The organism is Rhodococcus sp. G6(2025), from assembly GCF_058628105.1.
The window spans coordinates 4,307,482-4,324,267 of record NZ_CP179750.1 but is presented as its reverse complement, the minus strand read 5'-3'; the positions used below and the strand labels follow the sequence as shown (position 1 = coordinate 4,324,267).

General features: G+C 62.6%; 12 protein-coding genes and 5 pseudogenes. 9 read left to right on the top strand and 8 right to left on the bottom strand.

What is annotated here, in order from left to right:
• Positions 1-181 precede the first annotated feature (181 nt).
• Positions 182-391 (top strand): winged helix-turn-helix domain-containing protein, encoded by a 210-nt coding sequence (locus ACLIVD_RS19770; protein WP_491930489.1) that lies wholly within the window; start codon positions 182-184, stop codon positions 389-391.
• Between the two features lie 17 nt (positions 392-408).
• On the opposite strand, the gene ACLIVD_RS19765 is transcribed toward ACLIVD_RS19770, so the two are convergent.
• On the bottom strand, positions 409-1,971 hold the full coding sequence (locus tag ACLIVD_RS19765; protein ID WP_280784217.1) for a PucR family transcriptional regulator: 1,563 nt from the start codon (positions 1,969-1,971) through the stop codon (positions 409-411).
• A gap of 360 nt (positions 1,972-2,331) precedes the next feature.
• Here ACLIVD_RS19765 and ACLIVD_RS19760 point away from each other — a divergent pair.
• Positions 2,332-3,484 (top strand): annotated as a pseudogene (locus ACLIVD_RS19760) (acetyl-CoA C-acyltransferase).
• A gap of 485 nt (positions 3,485-3,969) precedes the next feature.
• Here the strand turns inward: ACLIVD_RS19760 and ACLIVD_RS19755 are convergent.
• From ACLIVD_RS19755 to ACLIVD_RS19740, 4 genes and pseudogenes are all read right to left on the bottom strand, one after another.
• On the bottom strand, positions 3,970-4,482 hold the full coding sequence (locus tag ACLIVD_RS19755; RefSeq protein WP_491932902.1) for an aldehyde dehydrogenase family protein: 513 nt from the start codon (positions 4,480-4,482) through the stop codon (positions 3,970-3,972).
• Positions 4,478-5,153: pseudogene (locus ACLIVD_RS19750) on the bottom strand (aldehyde dehydrogenase family protein); the annotation flags it as partial. The gene ACLIVD_RS19755 and the pseudogene ACLIVD_RS19750, both read right to left, overlap by 5 nt.
• A 489-nt stretch (positions 5,154-5,642) precedes the next feature.
• A complete protein-coding gene (locus tag ACLIVD_RS19745) occupies positions 5,643-7,031 on the bottom strand; it encodes an amidohydrolase family protein (RefSeq protein ID WP_491930487.1) in 1,389 nt (462 codons plus the stop codon).
• 379 nt (positions 7,032-7,410) lie between these two features.
• A complete protein-coding gene (locus ACLIVD_RS19740) occupies positions 7,411-8,532 on the bottom strand; it encodes an NAD(P)H-dependent amine dehydrogenase family protein (protein WP_491930486.1) in 1,122 nt (373 codons plus the stop codon).
• A gap of 600 nt (positions 8,533-9,132) precedes the next feature.
• Here ACLIVD_RS19740 and ACLIVD_RS19735 point away from each other — a divergent pair.
• A pseudogene (locus ACLIVD_RS19735) lies at positions 9,133-9,719 on the top strand (transposase family protein); the annotation flags it as partial.
• Positions 9,720-9,961: 242 nt separating this feature from the next.
• A pseudogene (locus ACLIVD_RS19730) lies at positions 9,962-10,450 on the top strand (protein kinase domain-containing protein); the annotation flags it as partial.
• Between the two features lie 19 nt (positions 10,451-10,469).
• Here the strand turns inward: ACLIVD_RS19730 and ACLIVD_RS19725 are convergent.
• Positions 10,470-10,811, bottom strand: coding sequence for a hypothetical protein (locus ACLIVD_RS19725; RefSeq protein WP_491930485.1), 342 nt, complete (start codon positions 10,809-10,811; stop codon positions 10,470-10,472).
• A 169-nt stretch (positions 10,812-10,980) separates the two neighbouring features.
• On the opposite strand from ACLIVD_RS19725, the gene ACLIVD_RS19720 reads away from it, so the two are divergent.
• Together ACLIVD_RS19720 and ACLIVD_RS19715 are read left to right on the top strand one after the other, a co-directional pair.
• A complete protein-coding gene (locus tag ACLIVD_RS19720) occupies positions 10,981-11,070 on the top strand; it encodes a hypothetical protein (protein ID WP_349307418.1) in 90 nt (29 codons plus the stop codon).
• Positions 11,070-11,303, top strand: coding sequence for a hypothetical protein (locus tag ACLIVD_RS19715; RefSeq protein ID WP_283334156.1), 234 nt, complete (start codon positions 11,070-11,072; stop codon positions 11,301-11,303). Before ACLIVD_RS19720 ends, ACLIVD_RS19715 begins: the two co-directional genes overlap by 1 nt.
• A gap of 1,015 nt (positions 11,304-12,318) precedes the next feature.
• On the opposite strand, the gene ACLIVD_RS19710 is transcribed toward ACLIVD_RS19715, so the two are convergent.
• Complete coding sequence (locus ACLIVD_RS19710) at positions 12,319-12,717, bottom strand: WhiB family transcriptional regulator (RefSeq protein WP_491930484.1); 399 nt, start codon at positions 12,715-12,717, stop codon at positions 12,319-12,321.
• 639 nt (positions 12,718-13,356) lie between these two features.
• On the opposite strand from ACLIVD_RS19710, the gene ACLIVD_RS19705 reads away from it, so the two are divergent.
• Positions 13,357-13,650, top strand: a complete 294-nt coding sequence (locus ACLIVD_RS19705) for a HigA family addiction module antitoxin (RefSeq protein ID WP_491930483.1) — start codon at positions 13,357-13,359, stop codon at positions 13,648-13,650.
• Positions 13,651-13,901: 251 nt separating this feature from the next.
• Positions 13,902-14,321 (top strand): annotated as a pseudogene (locus ACLIVD_RS19700) (recombinase family protein); the annotation flags it as partial.
• A gap of 64 nt (positions 14,322-14,385) precedes the next feature.
• On the opposite strand, the gene ACLIVD_RS19695 reads toward ACLIVD_RS19700, so the two are convergent.
• Entirely contained in the window at positions 14,386-15,294 is a 909-nt protein-coding gene (locus ACLIVD_RS19695; protein ID WP_491930482.1) for a hypothetical protein, read from the bottom strand.
• Positions 15,295-15,790: 496 nt separating this feature from the next.
• On the opposite strand from ACLIVD_RS19695, the gene ACLIVD_RS19690 reads away from it, so the two are divergent.
• The gene (locus tag ACLIVD_RS19690; RefSeq protein WP_283334165.1) at positions 15,791-16,765 is read left to right on the top strand and encodes an SDR family oxidoreductase; all 975 of its coding nucleotides are present in this window, start codon (positions 15,791-15,793) and stop codon (positions 16,763-16,765) included.
• The last annotated feature ends 21 nt before the right edge of the window (positions 16,766-16,786 follow it).

The following is a 16,786-nucleotide window of genomic DNA, read 5'->3' as shown; positions in this document are numbered from 1 at the left end:
GCGTGCATCCCCTACCAAACCTTCCCCACCGACACCGCCCCCAGCACCATGCCGCCCACACCAAGCCAGTTTATGAAATGGTACCGGTAGACCCCGTCATCGACGCCGCCTCGTTCTCGGTCGACATCGGCGCACAGACCGTGACCAGAGACGGACAGCGCGTTGCACTGACCGCCACGGAATGGAAACTCCTCGAAGTTCTGCTCAGGCACCGGGGGCGACCGTGAGCTCCCGCACCCTGCTCTGCGCCGTATGGGGGCCTGCGTATACCCACGAAGCGCACTACGTGCGCATATATTTGCACCGCCTCCGGCAGAAGCTCGAGCGCGACCCGAACCACCCGCGGCACCTCGTGACCCAGGCCCGCAAGGGTTACCGGTTCGTCCCCTGACACACGACCGAGCGACGTCAGCGTCCTTCCTCCCCCATGGTTCGGAGGAGTTCGCGCGCCTGGACGGCAACCCACAGTTCGGCTCGGACGTACGCTGAGTCGAGCTCCCGCCCAGTCAGTTCGGCGATCTTGACGAGCCGATTACGCAAGGTGTGGCGATGAACGCCGAGCGCCGCCGCGGCCGTCTCGGTGTGGCCGTTGTGCTCGAGGAACGCGGTGAGGGTGGACACCAAACTGCTCGACGCCGGGTGTGCGGCATCGTAGGTGTCCACAGCGGCGAGCATGGACTGTTCCAACGCGCGCAGTTCGGCGGGGCTCTGGCTGCCGAGGAGCAAGGAGAAGGTGCCGAGTTCGGCGAAGTCGGTGATCCGATCGGTCTGCAGACGCCCGGCACGGGCCGCGGCGGTCGCCTGCCGCACGCTCAACGCGGCGGTGAAGATCGGCGTGGGCAGACCCCGCCCACCGCCCAGTGGGCGTTCCAGCTGCGCACCTACCTGCTGCTGTAGGTGCAGCCCCACCTCGTGGGAGCGTTCTTCCGGGACGATCACGATCAGATCGTTCTCGGTCGGCACCATCAGGTACGGCGTGGACTGCCCGGTCAGCGCAGCGGCTATTTGCCGTTCGGCAGCGAGCAGCGGGCCGACGTTGGTCAGTATGAGCGCGACCACCTGTGAGTCTGTGTCGAACCCGAAGTATCGGAGCAAGCTGACATCGAGGTCGCCGCCGAGATCGAGCAGAGCTCGGGTCACAGCCGCCCGGAGTCGCTGTTCGGCATCGACGACCTTGGCGGGCTTGCCCAATTCGATCGATACCAAGGACACCGCATGGGCGACGAGCAGTCGGTCGGACGCAGACAGGAGGTCATCGGAGCTGACAGCGAGGTAGCCGTGGAGATCCTGTGCGGCCGAGACGGTCTGCACCGTGCAGTATCCGTGATCGTCGGCGACGACCTTGCTCGTCGGACGCCTCCGGCCCGGCGCCGACCGCGCCGTACTGGCCACCTCCCGGGCGTGACGGATTACCCGCACCGAATCCGCACCGTGCACGGCCAGAACCTGACTGTCGGAGTCGATGACGGCAACGGTCGAGGAGAGGACCCGACCGAGCATCGAGATGACCGCGGGTATGCCACCGCGCAGCGTCGCGCGGGCGAGCTTCTCCTGGTGGTCGACCACCCGTTGAACGCCGCGAAGTTGATCGGCGGTCAACTCGTCAATCACCGCCCGGGTGATGGCGATGAACGGTGTCGAGGCCGGTACCGCGAGGATCGGCAGGCCGAAGGCGTCGCCGGCGGTCAGGACGCCATCGGGTACCCGCTCGAAGGTCGTGCCGGTGTCGAATGCCAGGGCGACGGTACCGGCTTGCACCAGTCGGGCCACGTAGTTAAATTGCTCCTCTGCTGTGGGGCCGATCTTCAGGCCGGTCGTCATGACCAGCTCCCCACCGGAGATCCACGGCGTCGGATCGGCGAGTTCGATGGGATGTGCCCAATCGATCACACGATCGGCACCCTCTCGGCCTGCCACGAGTGACAACCCCAGGTCGCTGTGTTGGGTCAGTCGACGCACTGTGAGCGTCACGGTGTCACTCGTTCCTCCGGTACCCGTCGAGCACGGTCAGGCAACTACTCGCCCCGGCGATTCTAGGGCTGGCTGATCTGCTACCGAACGCCCTCCGGGCGATGGCGACCCGGCGCCGTCAACCGGACGGGTAGATACCGCTCCATACATTAAAACATTGATAGCATAGTTTAACGATATGACACTGTCCTCAGACGACGGAGCGTGATCCACGCGGACAGCCGGTTCGTCCCCGCTGGTCCCCACAGGCAACCTATGCGATGAAGCCACCCTGATAATGTCGAACAGAGGGAGAACCATGCCAGCCAACCGAATCAGTCGGTCATTGTCGGCGGAGCACGGACGCCGGTCGGCCGGTTCATGAGCTCGCTCCAAAATTTCAGCGGCGCCGACCTCCGAGCTCTGGCCATCAAGGCGGTGCTCGAGCGCACCGGAGTAGCCGCTGCGGACATTGATTACGTCGTCATGCGGCAAGTTCTCACCGCCGGGACCGGGTCAGATACCAGCTCGCCGGGCCGCGACCGCAGCCGGCCTTCCGATGTCGGTGTCCGCCGTCAACGTCAACAAGGTGTGTCTGTCCAGAATCGACTCGATCGTGATGGCAGACATGCTCATTCGCGCGGGCATCTTCCACGTCGTCGTGGCCGGGGGACAGGAATCGATGACCAACGCGCCGCATCTGCTCCCGAAGAGCCGGACCGGTCACAAGTACGGCGCCGCAAAGCTGCTCGACCATCTCGAGTGGGATGACCTCTGGGACAGCCTCACCGACCAGCCCATGGGAGCCCTGACCGAAGCGCACAATCAAGCACTCGACAAGATCTCCAGGCAAGAGCAGGACAGCTTCGCCGTCGATTCGCACACCAAAGCCGCCCGCGCGACCAAGGACGGTGTTTTCTCGATGACGAAATTGTGCCGGTCACCCTCACCCGGAAAGGCCAGACGTACGAAGTGACGCAGGACGAAGGTGTGCGGGCCGAGGCCAGTGTCGACTCGCTTGGCGCGCTCCGGCCGGCCTTCCATCACTCCGGCACGGTCACCGCCGGAAGCGCCTCGCAACTGTCCGACGGTGCCTGTGCAGTAGTGGTGATGAACAAGGCCGTCGCCGAACGCCGGGGGCTGCGCTGGCTCGCCGAAATCACCGGCCACGGTTTCGTCGCGAGACCCGACTCGACCTTGCAGTCCCACCCGGCGGAAGCCATCAAGGCCGCCCGCTCGGCCGCGGGTCTCACGCCGGCCGAACTGGACCTGGTCGAAATCAACGAGGCGTTCGCCGCCGTCGGTATCGCCGCCACCCGGGAATTGGGGCTCGCTCCCGCGGTGGTCAACGTCAACAGTGGCGCGATCGCCATCGGCCACCCGCTGGGGATGTCCGACGCCCGCGTCGTCTTGCATCTCGCGCTCGAGCTCTCGCGCCGCGGCGTGGCGTGGCGTGGCAGCACTGTGTCGTGGCGGCGGCCAAGGGCAGGCAATCGTGCTGCGCTCTCCCCAAGGGTTGCGAAGGAGCAATTGAGATGGAGGTCGACACCAGAGTCGACGACGCCGCGATGATCGATTTCGTCCGGTCGTGGCATCTGTACGGAGGCGGTAGTGATGAGGAGATCTTCACGCGTTCGACCTCAAGGCCCATGCTTTCTTCCAGCGTGTCCTCATGCTCCTGACGGTCGGGGAAACGGGGGAGCTGTCTCCTGCCACGGTCGACGCCATGCGGAAAGTGTGCCGTGCCCGGCTGTGACTCGACCGCGAAGGTGCACGCCAAGTCTGATCTAGTTCATCGACACGGTTCGGAAGAAACACAATCCGAGTGTGGCAGCTCCGTTGACAGTGCGCGCCGCAGGATGTCGAGCATCCAGTCCGGCTCGCTCTAGTCGTGTTCCGCCCCGGCCGCGGCAGTCCTGGGGGAGCCGCCGCCTACAGGGGAGCCGGTGGGCGCGCGTGCAGTATTCGCTTCATGCCAGCGGCGGCCACAGGACATCGCTCTGTTTGAGGATTGCAGGATCAGGGCGGTTTCGACGGACGTCGCCTTCGCGAGGATCGCCGACGTGGAGAACCATTCGTACAGGGCGGCCTTGTTTGCCACCCGTAGCTCGATGAAGATCTGGTTCTCACCGACGACGGCGGCCGCCGGCCGCAATTCGGTTCGGTTTCAGCGCCCGATCGACGTGACATCTGAGGCCTCATAGCAGTTGACCCCACCGTGCCCGTCCGAATGCCCTTTGCAGTCAAGTGCGCAGTGGACGGGTCCTCGGTCCACATCGACGCCGCCGACCCGAACGGAATTCCATTGGTAATGGTGACGGCCTCTTCCACGGTGTCGAACGGAAGGAACACCAGGACAGGACCGAAGATCTCCGGCTGCGCCGCACCGCGTCCGGGGACACCCCCGTCGAGAACGGGGGGGGTCCCATGGAGTCGCCGCCAATCTCGACCAATGCGCGCGAGCAGCAGCGACCGCAACCGCGCCCTGGGCGACCGCGGCGTCAACGTATCCGAGTACCCGCTGCAGGGCATTCTCCTCAACCATCGCCCCCAATGTCGTTGCAGAATCGAGCGGATCGGCGTGCGTGAGGGCTTTCGCTCGGCGCACAACCGCTTCCAAGTTCGTCTCGGCGGGAGCGGTGCACTATCAGGCGTGAGCGGCCGGAGCAGATCTGTCCCTGGTTGAAGAAAAGCCCGGATGCGATCGCATCCACATCTGCTCAACATCGAGCGCATCGCTCATCACGATCTGGGGACTCTCACCCCGAGCCCAAGTGAGACCCGATTGATGTTGCTGTCGGCGGCATAACGCAGAAGTGCCGTCCCGCCGGTCCCGAGCCCGTGTGAAGGACACGGCGTCGATATCCCCATGTAGACCGAGTGCGGCACCGGCTGCCGCCGAATCCGGCCACGATGTTCAGCACTCCATTGGGAAGACCGGCCTCACTGGCGAGCTCGGTGAACTGGAGTGCAGTCAGAGAGGACTGCTCGACAGGTTTGACGACGAACTGTCTTCAACCGCCAGTGCCGAATTGAGCTTCCATGCGGTTCAGTGGGAAGTTTCACGGCACGACGGCACCGACCACACCGAGTGGGTCCCGGGTAGTCGTTGCCAGCGTGCGGTGGTCGCTCGGAGCGACTTCGTCATAGCGCTTATCGATTGCCTCAACATAGAAACCGAAAGCCTGGACGACCACGCGCATATTCACGTCGATCGCGTCAGTCACGGGTTTGCCCAAGTCCCTCGAGCCCCAGCGACCTCCTCTCGGTCTTCCTTCACGAGCCGAGCCAGACACCGCAGATTGCGTACCGAATGCCACGAGGAGGTAGTCGAGTCGACGATAAGCTGCACGCGACCGCCTACGGTCTCGACGGCGTCGTTGAGGCGATCAAACACGGAAAGGTCGACCGACGTGCTGATTACCCGGGCGGATGTCACGTCCCGTGCCGAGGCCACTGGAGTGAGCCGGGCACACGAAGCTGTGTGACCGGCTCCGCTGTATCACCCGCAAGCGCAAGTCGTCGCCTCCACCGCACCACGACATGAACACGCCCAGCGTCCGAGAAGACCTTGGATACTATCCGAAACCGAACCAGGGCTCTTCAGACGCCGCACTCGGCGACAGGGTGATCGCCTACTCCGCCGATAGTGGTGGTCCATCGCCTACCACCGAGCAGCCCAATCGCATTGGTCAGTTCGGAACAGGTGCTCCCGTCGGTGCGGTCACGACACGCGGATTCGGCAGCGCGGACCGGTCTACAGCGAGACCTTCTTTGTAGATCGCCGCGATATCGCTTAGATTCTCGCTGTCGACAAGTGGATCCGCATTCAGAAGCACGAGGTCGGCGACCTTGCCCACCTCGACTGTACCGATCGTGTCGAGCTTGTTGTAGGCGTCGGCGACGTTGTGGGTGAGAGCCTGAATGGCTCCCATGGCGCTCAGCCCCCTTGTACGCAAGGCTTTGACCCAGGTGAAGTGGTCGGCCCCCAGCGTCCAAGGCCTGTCCTCGTGTAGCTCTTCACCCAGATCCTGCATCACGTCGTGAGATGTACAGCCGGCGTCGGTAGCAACCATTACGTTGGCTCCTGCGTCGATGAAGTTTCGCTCGTTCTTCTGATGTTCGGGACTGTTCATCGCTCCAAAGAAGTTGCCGTGAGCTAGAAGCCGGCCGGAGTAGTCATCGGTGAGGGGCTGGATTCCCACACCGATCCTCTTTTCCGCGATTCGCCGCACCAATTCGTCCGGTATCACCTGGTTGTACGTCCAGGTTGGATGGATCATGACGTCGACATCGACATCGGTCGCCAACTCAAGGGCGGGGACAGCTAGGGTATGCGAAAGGAAGGGCAGACCGGCAGCACGGGTGTCCTCCGCCATCATCCGGACCCACTTCTCGGGGAAGGTGTGGTAGGTTCTCAACGCCACGGGGTTGAGGTGCGCGGTGAGGTGGTCGCTGATGGCGACCTTGACCATGTCGACACCGGATTGAACGTAGTCCCGGAACCGTGCGCGGAACTCGCGTTCTTGCAGCAGTGTCAGGTCGGCACCGACACCGGCGGCGAAGAGCTCGTCAATTCGATTTGCGAATGTCGGCGAGATTGACTGCCGTGCAGCGAAATTGAAATCAGGACTGAAGGGCCCACCCATGCCTACGATGTTCCCGGCCGCGAAGATCCGGGAACCGATCGTTGCACCTGCGTTGATCCGATCCCGGGCTTCGAGCACCGGATTACGAGCGTCCCAGGTGTCGAACACAGTCGTCACACCGTTGCGGAGGGTCAGTTGAGCCCCCTCCTCGATGACCTTCACGAACGACCCCTCATATCGGGAAAGGTACTCCACACCGCCTATGCCCATCATCATGATGCCGTCGAGGAGGTGGATGTTTCCGTTAATGTAGCCAGGGAGCAACCATTTGCCGGCGGCATCAATGACTTGCGGTCCCGCGCTGGTGTCGTACTGCGACGATGGGACGATGCGGGTAATCGAGCCGTCCTCGACGACAACGGTCGTGTTCTCGGCCGGAGTACCTCCACGTCCATCGATCAGCGTGACTCCGGACAGTGCAAAGTTGGGCATACTGTGACTTCCTCTCTCATCTGTGCGACAGAGATCCTGGCGCACAACTCAATGTGGCGACGCCGGTGTGAACACCTCAATCTGCCCCGGTGCCGATGCGTTCCCTACCGACTGCTTCGATATGCGGTTCTGTAAATCCTCCCCGGTGACTGAAGTCAGGCACCCAACTCGACCGGTTCAACAACGTTGGTACATAACAGGCATCCAGCCATCGTCCGCCTCGACTCCGTTCGCTGTGCTCGGGCGATCGCGAATCGATGGATCAGCTCCAAACACGCTTGCACGGCAGGCACCCGGCGAAGACTGTCCCCCAACGTCACGATGTCCTCGTCGGCCGCACTGCGTCCGCACCCACGTTGTACCTCAGATCTGAGAGTCGCTATCGCAATCCATTTGTTCGACCGCGGAAAGCTTCGGCGGATGGAACCGATGTTGTATCGGTCGAAACTCGCCGGGGATGTCGATACCGCAGTTGTGGAAGTGCCTCCAGAGTCACGTAACCCGGAGGCGCGGAAAGTACATCGGGAATACGATTGACGAGCGTGGCGCATGTAGTCCAACTCGTCGGCACTTTCTCGTTGCGCAGGTTCAGCTCGGGTTCACCGAAAATCGTCCAGTCGTTATAATCCGCATTATCAGGGCCATAAACCATCCCAGTCATCTCGATCGTGAGCACGACACCCTCGTCGGTGGTCAGGGTGTCAATATCGGTGAAGCCAAGAACCGAGCCCTTGCGAACTACAGTATTCAAAGCCCTGCACTCGGTGTCGGCATCTGCGATGACAGGTTTCGTTTCGCCGCTGGCGTCGCGCGGATTTAGTCCAGCCACAACCGCAAGTTGCTCAAGGGCATTGCGCCCGAATGTTGGTGGACGGGAGGCGCCGGCCAACCACTGCTCGAACTCTGTCATGCTGGACCCAACCTGTTGGTCTCGGGCGAGCTCAGCTCCGAAATCGTCTACGTTCCAACTTGCTTTACCGACGACGCGCTGGATCCGGTGCGCGGTTCCCATGAGTACCGACACCAGATTGACCCAGTACCCGTCCTGGTGGCCAGTGCCGGTGATCGTCACGCCGGCTTCACGTGCTGCCTTATCCAATAGTTCGGTTTCATCAGGCGACGTCCGTCGCGAGAACATCAGCTCCTCAGAGAGCGTGATCACATTCGCTCCAGCAACAAGACATGCCATCGCCGGCTCGAACATGTCTTCCATGTACGAGGCAATTGTCATGACCACGAGATCCGGTCGCGTATCCGCGAGTACTAATTCGATGTCCTTTGCGACTGTGACGCCGAGCTGCTTTCCAAGGCATGCGACATCGCCGATGTCTCGGCCGATCTTTTGCGGACTACGAGCAACTGCTCCAACCAGTTCTGCCCCGTGTTCGTCGAGCATCCGCGCAACGAGCGATCCCATCGAACCCAAGCCGTACATGACGACCCGAGTCTGGGTTTGGGCCAGAATGGGTGCGGTGGATTCCGAAGAAGCCTGACCAATCATCGATTTCTACTTTCCGTTTACGGGCTTATGTCAAGTGAACCGGCTGTGTGACCGGGAAATGCGCAACGGCCTCACTGGCGACCAGCGCGATCAGAAACTGCCCCACGTCGGCGATCAGCGGACTCCAGATCATCCGCGAACCAGTAGTTGCCAGCGCGTAGGTGAACAGCGCACATCTTCCGACCGGCGGGAACTAGGTGAGTCCGGGGACAAGTTTGCCGACAAGCTCATCTCACGTTTGAATTCGGTCTCCAACCTGAGCGCAGCAACCTGAGCATTGTCGTTCAAGGAGTTGCTTTCGCTCGACTGGCTGTCACCGGACGGCGAGGTAGGTAGTGAGGTCACTGACGTCTTCCTTTGGAAGTGGAGATACGGGTCAACGGACCCCTGGCCTCGTAACGTGGGGCTCGTCACACCCGTCAAACGTATAGGTTAATAGTTCATAGTTCAATGGCTGCGGGTTACGATTGTGTTATTGGCGCCGGTGGCCAAGAGGAGACAGTGCAGTCGCGCGACCGGGAGTGAACTCTGAGTCGCGCCGGGGACATTGGGATGACCTCACAGATTGACCTGTGTTCTCGCTGCCGAACGCCGAAATCTCCACGGCGGATCGCCTACCACCTGCACATGTCCCGATCCGCCATCGAAAGGTCCTGCGCCGCGATCGGATGCCGAGTTTGGCCCACCTCGACCAGTCCACAGGCCTTCCCGTTCGCCGACCACCAACCCGCCGCTGCATGACACACCGGGTGAGCAGGTCCAAGTGGATATCAGAAATTCGGCCGCATCCCCGACGGTGGCGGACAACGCAGGTTTGGGCGGATCATCGGCAACCGTCACAACAAGAGGAAGGGCCGCGGTTACGCCTTCCTGCACCATGCGGTCGACGACCGTTCCGGCTCGCCTATTCCGAGTCGCACTCCGACGAACGCAAGGAGGTAGCCGCCCCGATCTGGGGAGGGGCTCGCAGCTTCTTCGCCGAACACGGTATCGAGGTGCGGACCGACAACGGTTCCTGCTATCGCTCACACTGCTTCGGGGCGGCGCTCGGTCCGAACGTCAAGCACCGCTACACCCGCCCATATCGTCCGCAGACCAATGGAAAGGTAGAGCGATTGAACCGGACGTTGGCCGCCGAAGAGGGCATACGCCCAGATGTATCTGTCGAGGCCCGCTCGACGAAATACCGTGAGGCTGCCCCTCGGAGTGGACACCCCTGACGCTGGTTCCAGTGGAGAGCCAGTAGGCATGTCGACGTGGGACGTCAGCCGCTGTATCCGGAGGATTTCCGGAAAGACGCTGTCGCGCTGTACCGCGCGGCCGATGGCAAACGCACGTACGCAGTTTCCCGTACGTCGTTGAGGTGTATCAATACGACGAGACTCGCAACGAGTACCGAGTGGAGTTCTGAGACGAGACCCTCCGACAGTACATCCGGAAGCGGAACAACCAGTTACCGTTCCCCACACGGAAGCGGATCGCGCTGCAGTTCCTCTACGGCATCAACTACCTTCACAGCGAAAGGTTGCTCCACCGGGACATCAGTCTCCAGAACGTACTGGTGGAAGTCTTCGACCGCGGGGCGGTACTGGTGAAGCTCTCCGATTTCGGTCTGGTCAAGGACACGTCCTCCGAATTCACCCGGACGAAGACGGAGATGCGAGGAACCATCCGTGACCCAATACTCCACAACTTCAAGGACTACAACGTTCTGAACGAGGTGTACTCGATTGGCTGGGTACTCTCCTACATTTTCACCGGCAAAGAGTCACTGAAAACGGGTACCGACGAGGTGAGCCGGATCATTCAAAAGTGTGCCACGCTCGAGACCGCGCAGCGTTACCAGACAGCGCTCGACCTCATCGCGGATGTCGAGCGCCTCGAAGCGAGTCCCACGTCCGCTGACGCTCCTGCTTGATGGTCACCGGTCGAAGTGCCTAGCAGTTCCGGGCCCGGCGCGGCACGTTCCACATGCCCATCCCCGGCCAGAATGTGGTGCTGTAGGGGATGCCCAGGGTGATGGTGGCGACGAGGACACCGGACCCGGTCGCGGCGGCGGCGGGTGGCGGTGATGGCGGGGAGTTGGATGCTCGCACCTCGGCATCCCCGGTCGCGCCGGTGGTGAGGTTGCGCCAATGCGCGGTCCCGGTGCATCCGGTCTCCATGCGGAAGTACGTGAGACCCGGTGTCGCGGTATGGGTTCGCGCGATGGCGCGGTCCTGGCAGATGCCCATCCACGTCGCATACTGAAACGACAGCGTGTTGCCTGCCACCGGCACTGGCAGAACCGTATCGACCGGTGCCGCGGACGCGGAAGGTGCACCGACGATCGCAGCCGTCAGCGTCGCCAGGGTTGTGATTCCGGCCGCGCGAAGGCGCGGCAGACGGGGCGCGATGAATCCTTCATGACCGGTCCTCTCGGGCGATGTAAGGCCATCACGGGACACCCTGGTCGTCACCTCGTTGGATCGACTGGCCCGCTCGGTCGCCGATCTCAGCGCGATACCACCGATCTCCAGGCCCGCGATGTGCTGTTGATGTTCGACGGCACCTTCCACGACCCGCGGGATCCGATCGGGCGAACGGTGTTCGCGATGTTGTCGACCACCTTCGCCGAGTTCGAGTCCGGCCTTATTCGTCTGCGCACGATGGAGGGCAATGCCCGCCGCAAGGCTGCAGGCGGTTTCGCCGGCCGCAAACCACTCCTCAACCCTGCACAACAGTCGAACCCTACGACCTGCAGACCGCGGGGCACTCCGTCGCAGAGCTGACAAAGCGCTTCAATCTCAGCCAGCCAGGCCTGTACAAGTACCTCACCCGCGAGAAGGCCCGACGGAACGACGCACCCACCTCCGCCGCGGACCACTGAGCGCGACGCCACCAGCTGGCATAGGGGGCAAGTCAGCGCGGAGCGGTGTCGCGGCAGCACACGTACTTTTTCCATGAACGCGTGCATGCATTAATGCACTCACGCATTCAGTGGGCGCCGAGGCCGATACGGAGCACTCAACAGTGATGACGAGGGAAGCAACGTGTGCAACACGGGCCCGTGCGACTGCAACAGGCGAAATCTCTGCCCTTCGGTGTGCAACGGTCAGTGCAACGATTGTGTGCGCCTAAGTTCTGCACCCCTTTCCGGGGGCCGGTGACTCTGCACGCCACAACACAGGCTGAGCAACGACCTCGTTCGAGCACGCACTGCCGTCGCAGCGGAACGTCTCCACCGTTAACGCATGCATGAATGCATGAATTAACTCACTCATGCGTTCTGACTCGCCCCCCGGCGAGTCGTATCCCGGACTGCCAAATCTCGACCCGACGGGATACGGCCCGCATCTCCACGCTAAACCACCCCCGGACTGACCTCAATGGCCAGTTCAGGGCCGATTTTTCGTCGTGCCGGACCATCGCCGCGCCCGGCTACGGCCATGTCGTGGGACCTCGTTGCAGTGGGCCTCGTGTTCGTTGCGCTGGGCTGCACGGAAGGATCAGCGCGCCTAAGCGGGTGGGCCCGCCGGGGAACAACGGCGTGCAACACCGCCCACTGCGACTGCAACATGCAGCGTCCGCATGTGCATCCTCGTCGTATATCCCGCTGACCAGGTTCCCGCCATCTGGGATCGTCCGTCCTTGCATATGACCAGATCGCGCCTCCTTGCTCTGGTGGTAGGCGGGCACCTGGTTTCGGATCGGCTCGAAATCGACCCGCGAGCGCCCCTAGTTGTTGATCACAACCCTGTGCATTCCAGACAGGATGTGGAAGTTCTCAGGGCGGCGCATCGTCTGTCAGCGCACCGGTTCCTCGACAGGAAGGTCGGCGGCCCGCCCCTCTCGTTGTCGGCGCCGGATGTGCCGTCTGCGGTCGTTCTCGGACATCCCGCCCCACGTTCCGTACGGTTCGGCAACGGCCAGGGCGTACTCGCGGCATTCGGTGAGCACCGGGCAGTCCTGGCAGACGCGCTTGGCGTGCGCTTCGCGCCGCGCCCGGTCCCGACCACGCTCCCCCTCTGGAGAGAAGAACAACGACGACTCGACGTTCCGGCACGACCCCAGGAGGCGCCAATCTCCACGATCACGATCACCGTCGACGGGCAGTCGGGTCCGTGGCGTACCTTCACGGCGGGAAGCCGGCACAGTGCTCGGCGCACGAGCGGATATACAAGTCATCGGATCGGTCTCACTCATCTCACTCACGGGTATTTGCGGACCTGTCACCGCGGTAACCCTTTCGCAAACAACATCTTTCACAATCAGTCCGGACGGTCTCTTCAAGTTCAGGTGCCCAGCCAGAACCTTCGACGAGCGACGGTGATCATTCGCTCGACCAAGCGGCCGCAGCGGTGCCGGCGCGGCGACGTCGAGATGCGCGACCAGTGCCCGACAGAACGCTGCGGGTCCATCCCGAAATCGGTTCTGATCACCTCGGGAGGGCCGCCGCCGTGGGCGCACCAACGTGGGGCCTCGCACCACCGGGAGGGGCGACCCCTCGACGCCCCACCGGTAAATTCCAGCCGTCTGTTGATCACTCCGAATCAAACTAGAACCGCAGGGCGTCGGCATGTCCGATTGTGAAACACACGCCTGTGACACCGGGGCCCGTGTGCGTTCGATCGACGGCTTGATGCCAGCATCAGTTAACGCATGCATGCATGAACTAACTCATGCATGCCGGTGTGGTCCGATGAGACTGTCGAGGTAGGCGACCTGGGCTTCGAGAGCTGAACGGATGTCGTCGATGTCGTCGCGTAGCGCGGAGACTATCACTAACCACCAGAGGGGAGCCGACGCTCCATCCGACCACAGAATGACAAAGGAACACCGATAATGACTACAGACCTGAGCCTAATTCACCCCGGCGAGATCCTCCGCGAGGACTTCCTCGAGCCGTTCGGCATCACGCAGAACCGCCTAGCCACGATCATCGGTGTTCCGCCCCGACGGATCAACGAGATCGTGCTCGGCAAGCGGTCGATCACCGCAGACACCGCGTTGCGGCTGGCCAAGGCGTTCGGCAACAGTGCGCAGTTCTGGCTCAATATCCAGGACCGCTACGAGCTCGATCTTGCGGCCGACAAGATAGGCGACGCCCTCGCCAAGATCACGCGTCTCTCGGCGTAGAGAGGCAGAAGGGGACCGTCGGTGTGATTGCCCGCCGCACCGGACGGAACGATCACCGGGATGAATCGTTCGAAGGCTGAGCCACGCCGGGCCTGGAAGGCCGGCCAATGCACCAACGGCATCAGCTCCGGGCAGCGGTCCTGGCCTGGCCTTGCCGATGATGTTTGACCGTGGAGTCGCAAGCACTGCGCCGCCGGCGTTGTGCGTTCGAGAGATGGGAATCAGCGATGTACATCGGGTATGCACGAGTGAACACCGACACCCTCGTGGTGACCAAGTTGGATCGCCTGGCCCGTTCGTTGCCCGATGCCCGGGACATCGTCGACGAGCTGACGGCTCGGCATGCGTGCGTGCAGATCGGTGCCTCGTTGCATGATCCGACTGACCCGGTCGGTCGCCTGCTATTCAACGTCCTGGCGATGGTCGCCGAGTTCGAGGGCGACCTGATTCGGGCACGAACGCGGGAGGGGATGCGGATCGCGAAGGCGAAGGGACACCTGAAGGGCAAGAAGCCGAAGCTCAATCCACGCCAGGAACGGCACCTGGTCGAGCTTCACGCGTCAGGCGAATACTCGACTGCCGAACTGGCTGAGGTTGGCCGGTCGACGGTGTACCGGGCGATCGAACGCAGCGCCCACCGTGACGGCGCTCTCTCAGATTCCAGCACCTAGCGACCAGCAAAAACGCCAGCCGCACCGGCGGACGTTCAGCTAACGGGACTGCTAAGTCCAAGGCCTAAATGGATTCCTGGACGCGTCGTACGTCGTCTTCGTCCAACGCTGAAATTGTCATCAATCGCCACGTCCACCGATCGTCCGACCATTCGGTTGAGTGTGGGTATCGCTGCGTGAGTTGACGATCGAGCAGTGTGGGTTGCGCGCCGAGGGGCCACCGAGCCAGTGAGGCGTGTCCGTTCACGTGGAGGCTCATCACAAGTTCACCGGTGTCAGGGTCTCCGCTGATCGGAGTGAAGGACACTCCGGTCGGCCAGTACCGTGGGGTTGCACCTTCAGCCATTTCGTGGACTTGTCGGAGGTGCTCGGGGTCCCGGCTTCTTTCCTTCACTCTCGGCGGTGCGATAGCACCTTCCCAATCGAATACCTCATCGGGCAGGTTTTCGTAGGTGTTGACGTCGGTCAACTCGGCGTAGAGCTTGTCGCTGGAAGATCCCGTGCGGAGGATGAGTCCTGTCTCGTCGTCGATGACGAACTCGATGTTCTCCTCGTGCGACGTCGAGTTCATGATCATTGACCACGCGCGCCGGCCATTCACATAGGTTTCGATGGGGGACCTGGCGGGTGTTGTGTTCTTACTGAGGGTGGAGGGCGAGAGGAATGACTCGGGTCCTACAAACAAGAGAGGACTGATTGGTTTCAGGAGGTGAAGTTGGATGTGACCTGTGTTTCGATGCATCTCACCGTCACGCCAACTGAACGCGAGTTCGCCGTTTCGGATCAAGATCGGCTGACCCGATCTTTCGATACGCCATTGGTTACCGGGTCCGTGCCAGAATTCCCATGTGCCCTCGTCGACGTCGCCCGTGCGAGCGACGTATCGGTAGCTCAAGGCCGCCGAGGTATAGAGCATGTCGCTGGCCGCATGACGGCCCATCAACTCGACCCACGATGGAGTGCTTACGGTCATACTCTGCAACGATACGGTCGAGAACCTATGTCTGGTCGCAGGAGCGATCGTAGACCGGTCATCGATCCGCTTTCGGGACGAGCGCCTGACCCTTCCGGTGCGCGCTGGGCGTCGATCTCGTCCCGGTGCAGGTTCCGCTAACGGCGAGTGCTGCGACACTGTGGCCAAAGGGTGGGGATATTCGACAATGTCGTCCTCGGGGATTGGCGCAGGTATACAAGCGCTCCGCACGTCGGGTCATCGACGATTGTCCGGTGTTCAACTTCCCGAGCTTCGACGCCTGCGTCACAGCCCGCGGAGAGAGACGCACCGCTGAATCAGGACGCCCGGGGTGTCATCCGAGACCCGCATCAATTCCAAGCGCGCCGAGTTCGTGACGGCAATCCATTGCACTGCGGTCGGAATGTTCGGCGACCGGGCTCCTCGACCAGTTCGCGTCGGCCCTGAGCACGACCATCCGATCTTCATACAACGACCCGAGACCGAAGGAACCAGAATGAGCCGCTCCGACACCACCGAGACCATCATCGAGTTCGAGCGACTGAGCGAGACACTCGAGGGCCGCCGTCACCGCACCTTCCTGCGGGCCAGGAGCCGGCGCCGCGTCGACGGCAAGGTTGTGCTGATCACCGGTGGGGCCCGAGGCATCGGTTCGGAGACAGCGAAGGCACTCACGGCCAAGGGCGCGCGGGTGGTCGTCACCGATGTCGACGCTGCCGCTTTGTCGGAGGTCGTCGCCGAGATCGGCGCGGACAAGGCCGTCGGTGTCGTCGCCGACGTCTGCGACCTCGCGGCGATGGAGGCGGCGGTGGCCCGGGGCGTCGAGAAGTTCGGTGGTATCGACCTGGTGCTCGCCAACGCCGGGATCGCCAGCTACGGCTCGGTACTCGGGGTGGATCCGGCCACGTTCAAGCGTGTCCTCGACGTCAATCTTCTGGGCGTGTTCCACACGGTGCGGGCGGCGTTGCCGTCCGTCATCGAGCGCAACGGCTACATCCTGGTCGTCTCGTCTCTGGCGGCGTTCGCACCGGCACCGGGCCTGGCGGCCTACAACGCGAGCAAGGCCGGCGCCGAGCACTTCGCCAACGCCCTCCGCCTCGAGGTCGCCCACCAGGGTGTCGATGTGGGGAGTGCGCATATGTCGTGGATCGACACCCCCCTTGTGCGGGAGGCCAAGGCGGACTTCTCCGCCTTCCGGCAGATGCTGAACTCGATGCCCGGCCCGCTGAGCAAGACCACCTCGGTCGACGCGTGCGTGAAGGCGTTCATCCAGGGCCTGGAACGACGTCAGCGCCACGTGTTCGTCCCCGGCTGGGTCGGCATCATCGCTCAGCTCCGCACCCTCGTGAACTCGAGGATCGGCACCCACGACACCCTCGCGCAGGCGTCCCAGCTCGTTCCCCGGATGGACGCGGAAATCGCCCGGCTGGGCCGCTCGACGAGTGCCCGCAACGTCGGCGCCGCGAGCTGACCCGACAAAAACCACCTGGCA

Coding starts and splice junctions, on each gene's coding strand:
- ACLIVD_RS19770 (WP_491930489.1), top strand. CDS start 182: ATGGAAACTCCTCGAAGTTCTGCTCAGGCACCGGGGGCGACCGTGAGC.
- ACLIVD_RS19755 (WP_491932902.1), bottom strand. CDS start 4,482: ATGCCCTGCAGCGGGTACTCGGATACGTTGACGCCGCGGTCGCCCAGG.
- ACLIVD_RS19745 (WP_491930487.1), bottom strand. CDS start 7,031: ATGCCCAACTTTGCACTGTCCGGAGTCACGCTGATCGATGGACGTGGA.
- ACLIVD_RS19740 (WP_491930486.1), bottom strand. CDS start 8,532: ATGATTGGTCAGGCTTCTTCGGAATCCACCGCACCCATTCTGGCCCAA.
- ACLIVD_RS19715 (WP_283334156.1), top strand. CDS start 11,070: ATGTTCGACGGCACCTTCCACGACCCGCGGGATCCGATCGGGCGAACG.
- ACLIVD_RS19710 (WP_491930484.1), bottom strand. CDS start 12,717: ATGAGTGAGACCGATCCGATGACTTGTATATCCGCTCGTGCGCCGAGC.
- ACLIVD_RS19705 (WP_491930483.1), top strand. CDS start 13,357: ATGACTACAGACCTGAGCCTAATTCACCCCGGCGAGATCCTCCGCGAG.
- ACLIVD_RS19695 (WP_491930482.1), bottom strand. CDS start 15,294: ATGACCGTAAGCACTCCATCGTGGGTCGAGTTGATGGGCCGTCATGCG.
- ACLIVD_RS19690 (WP_283334165.1), top strand. CDS start 15,791: ATGAGCCGCTCCGACACCACCGAGACCATCATCGAGTTCGAGCGACTG.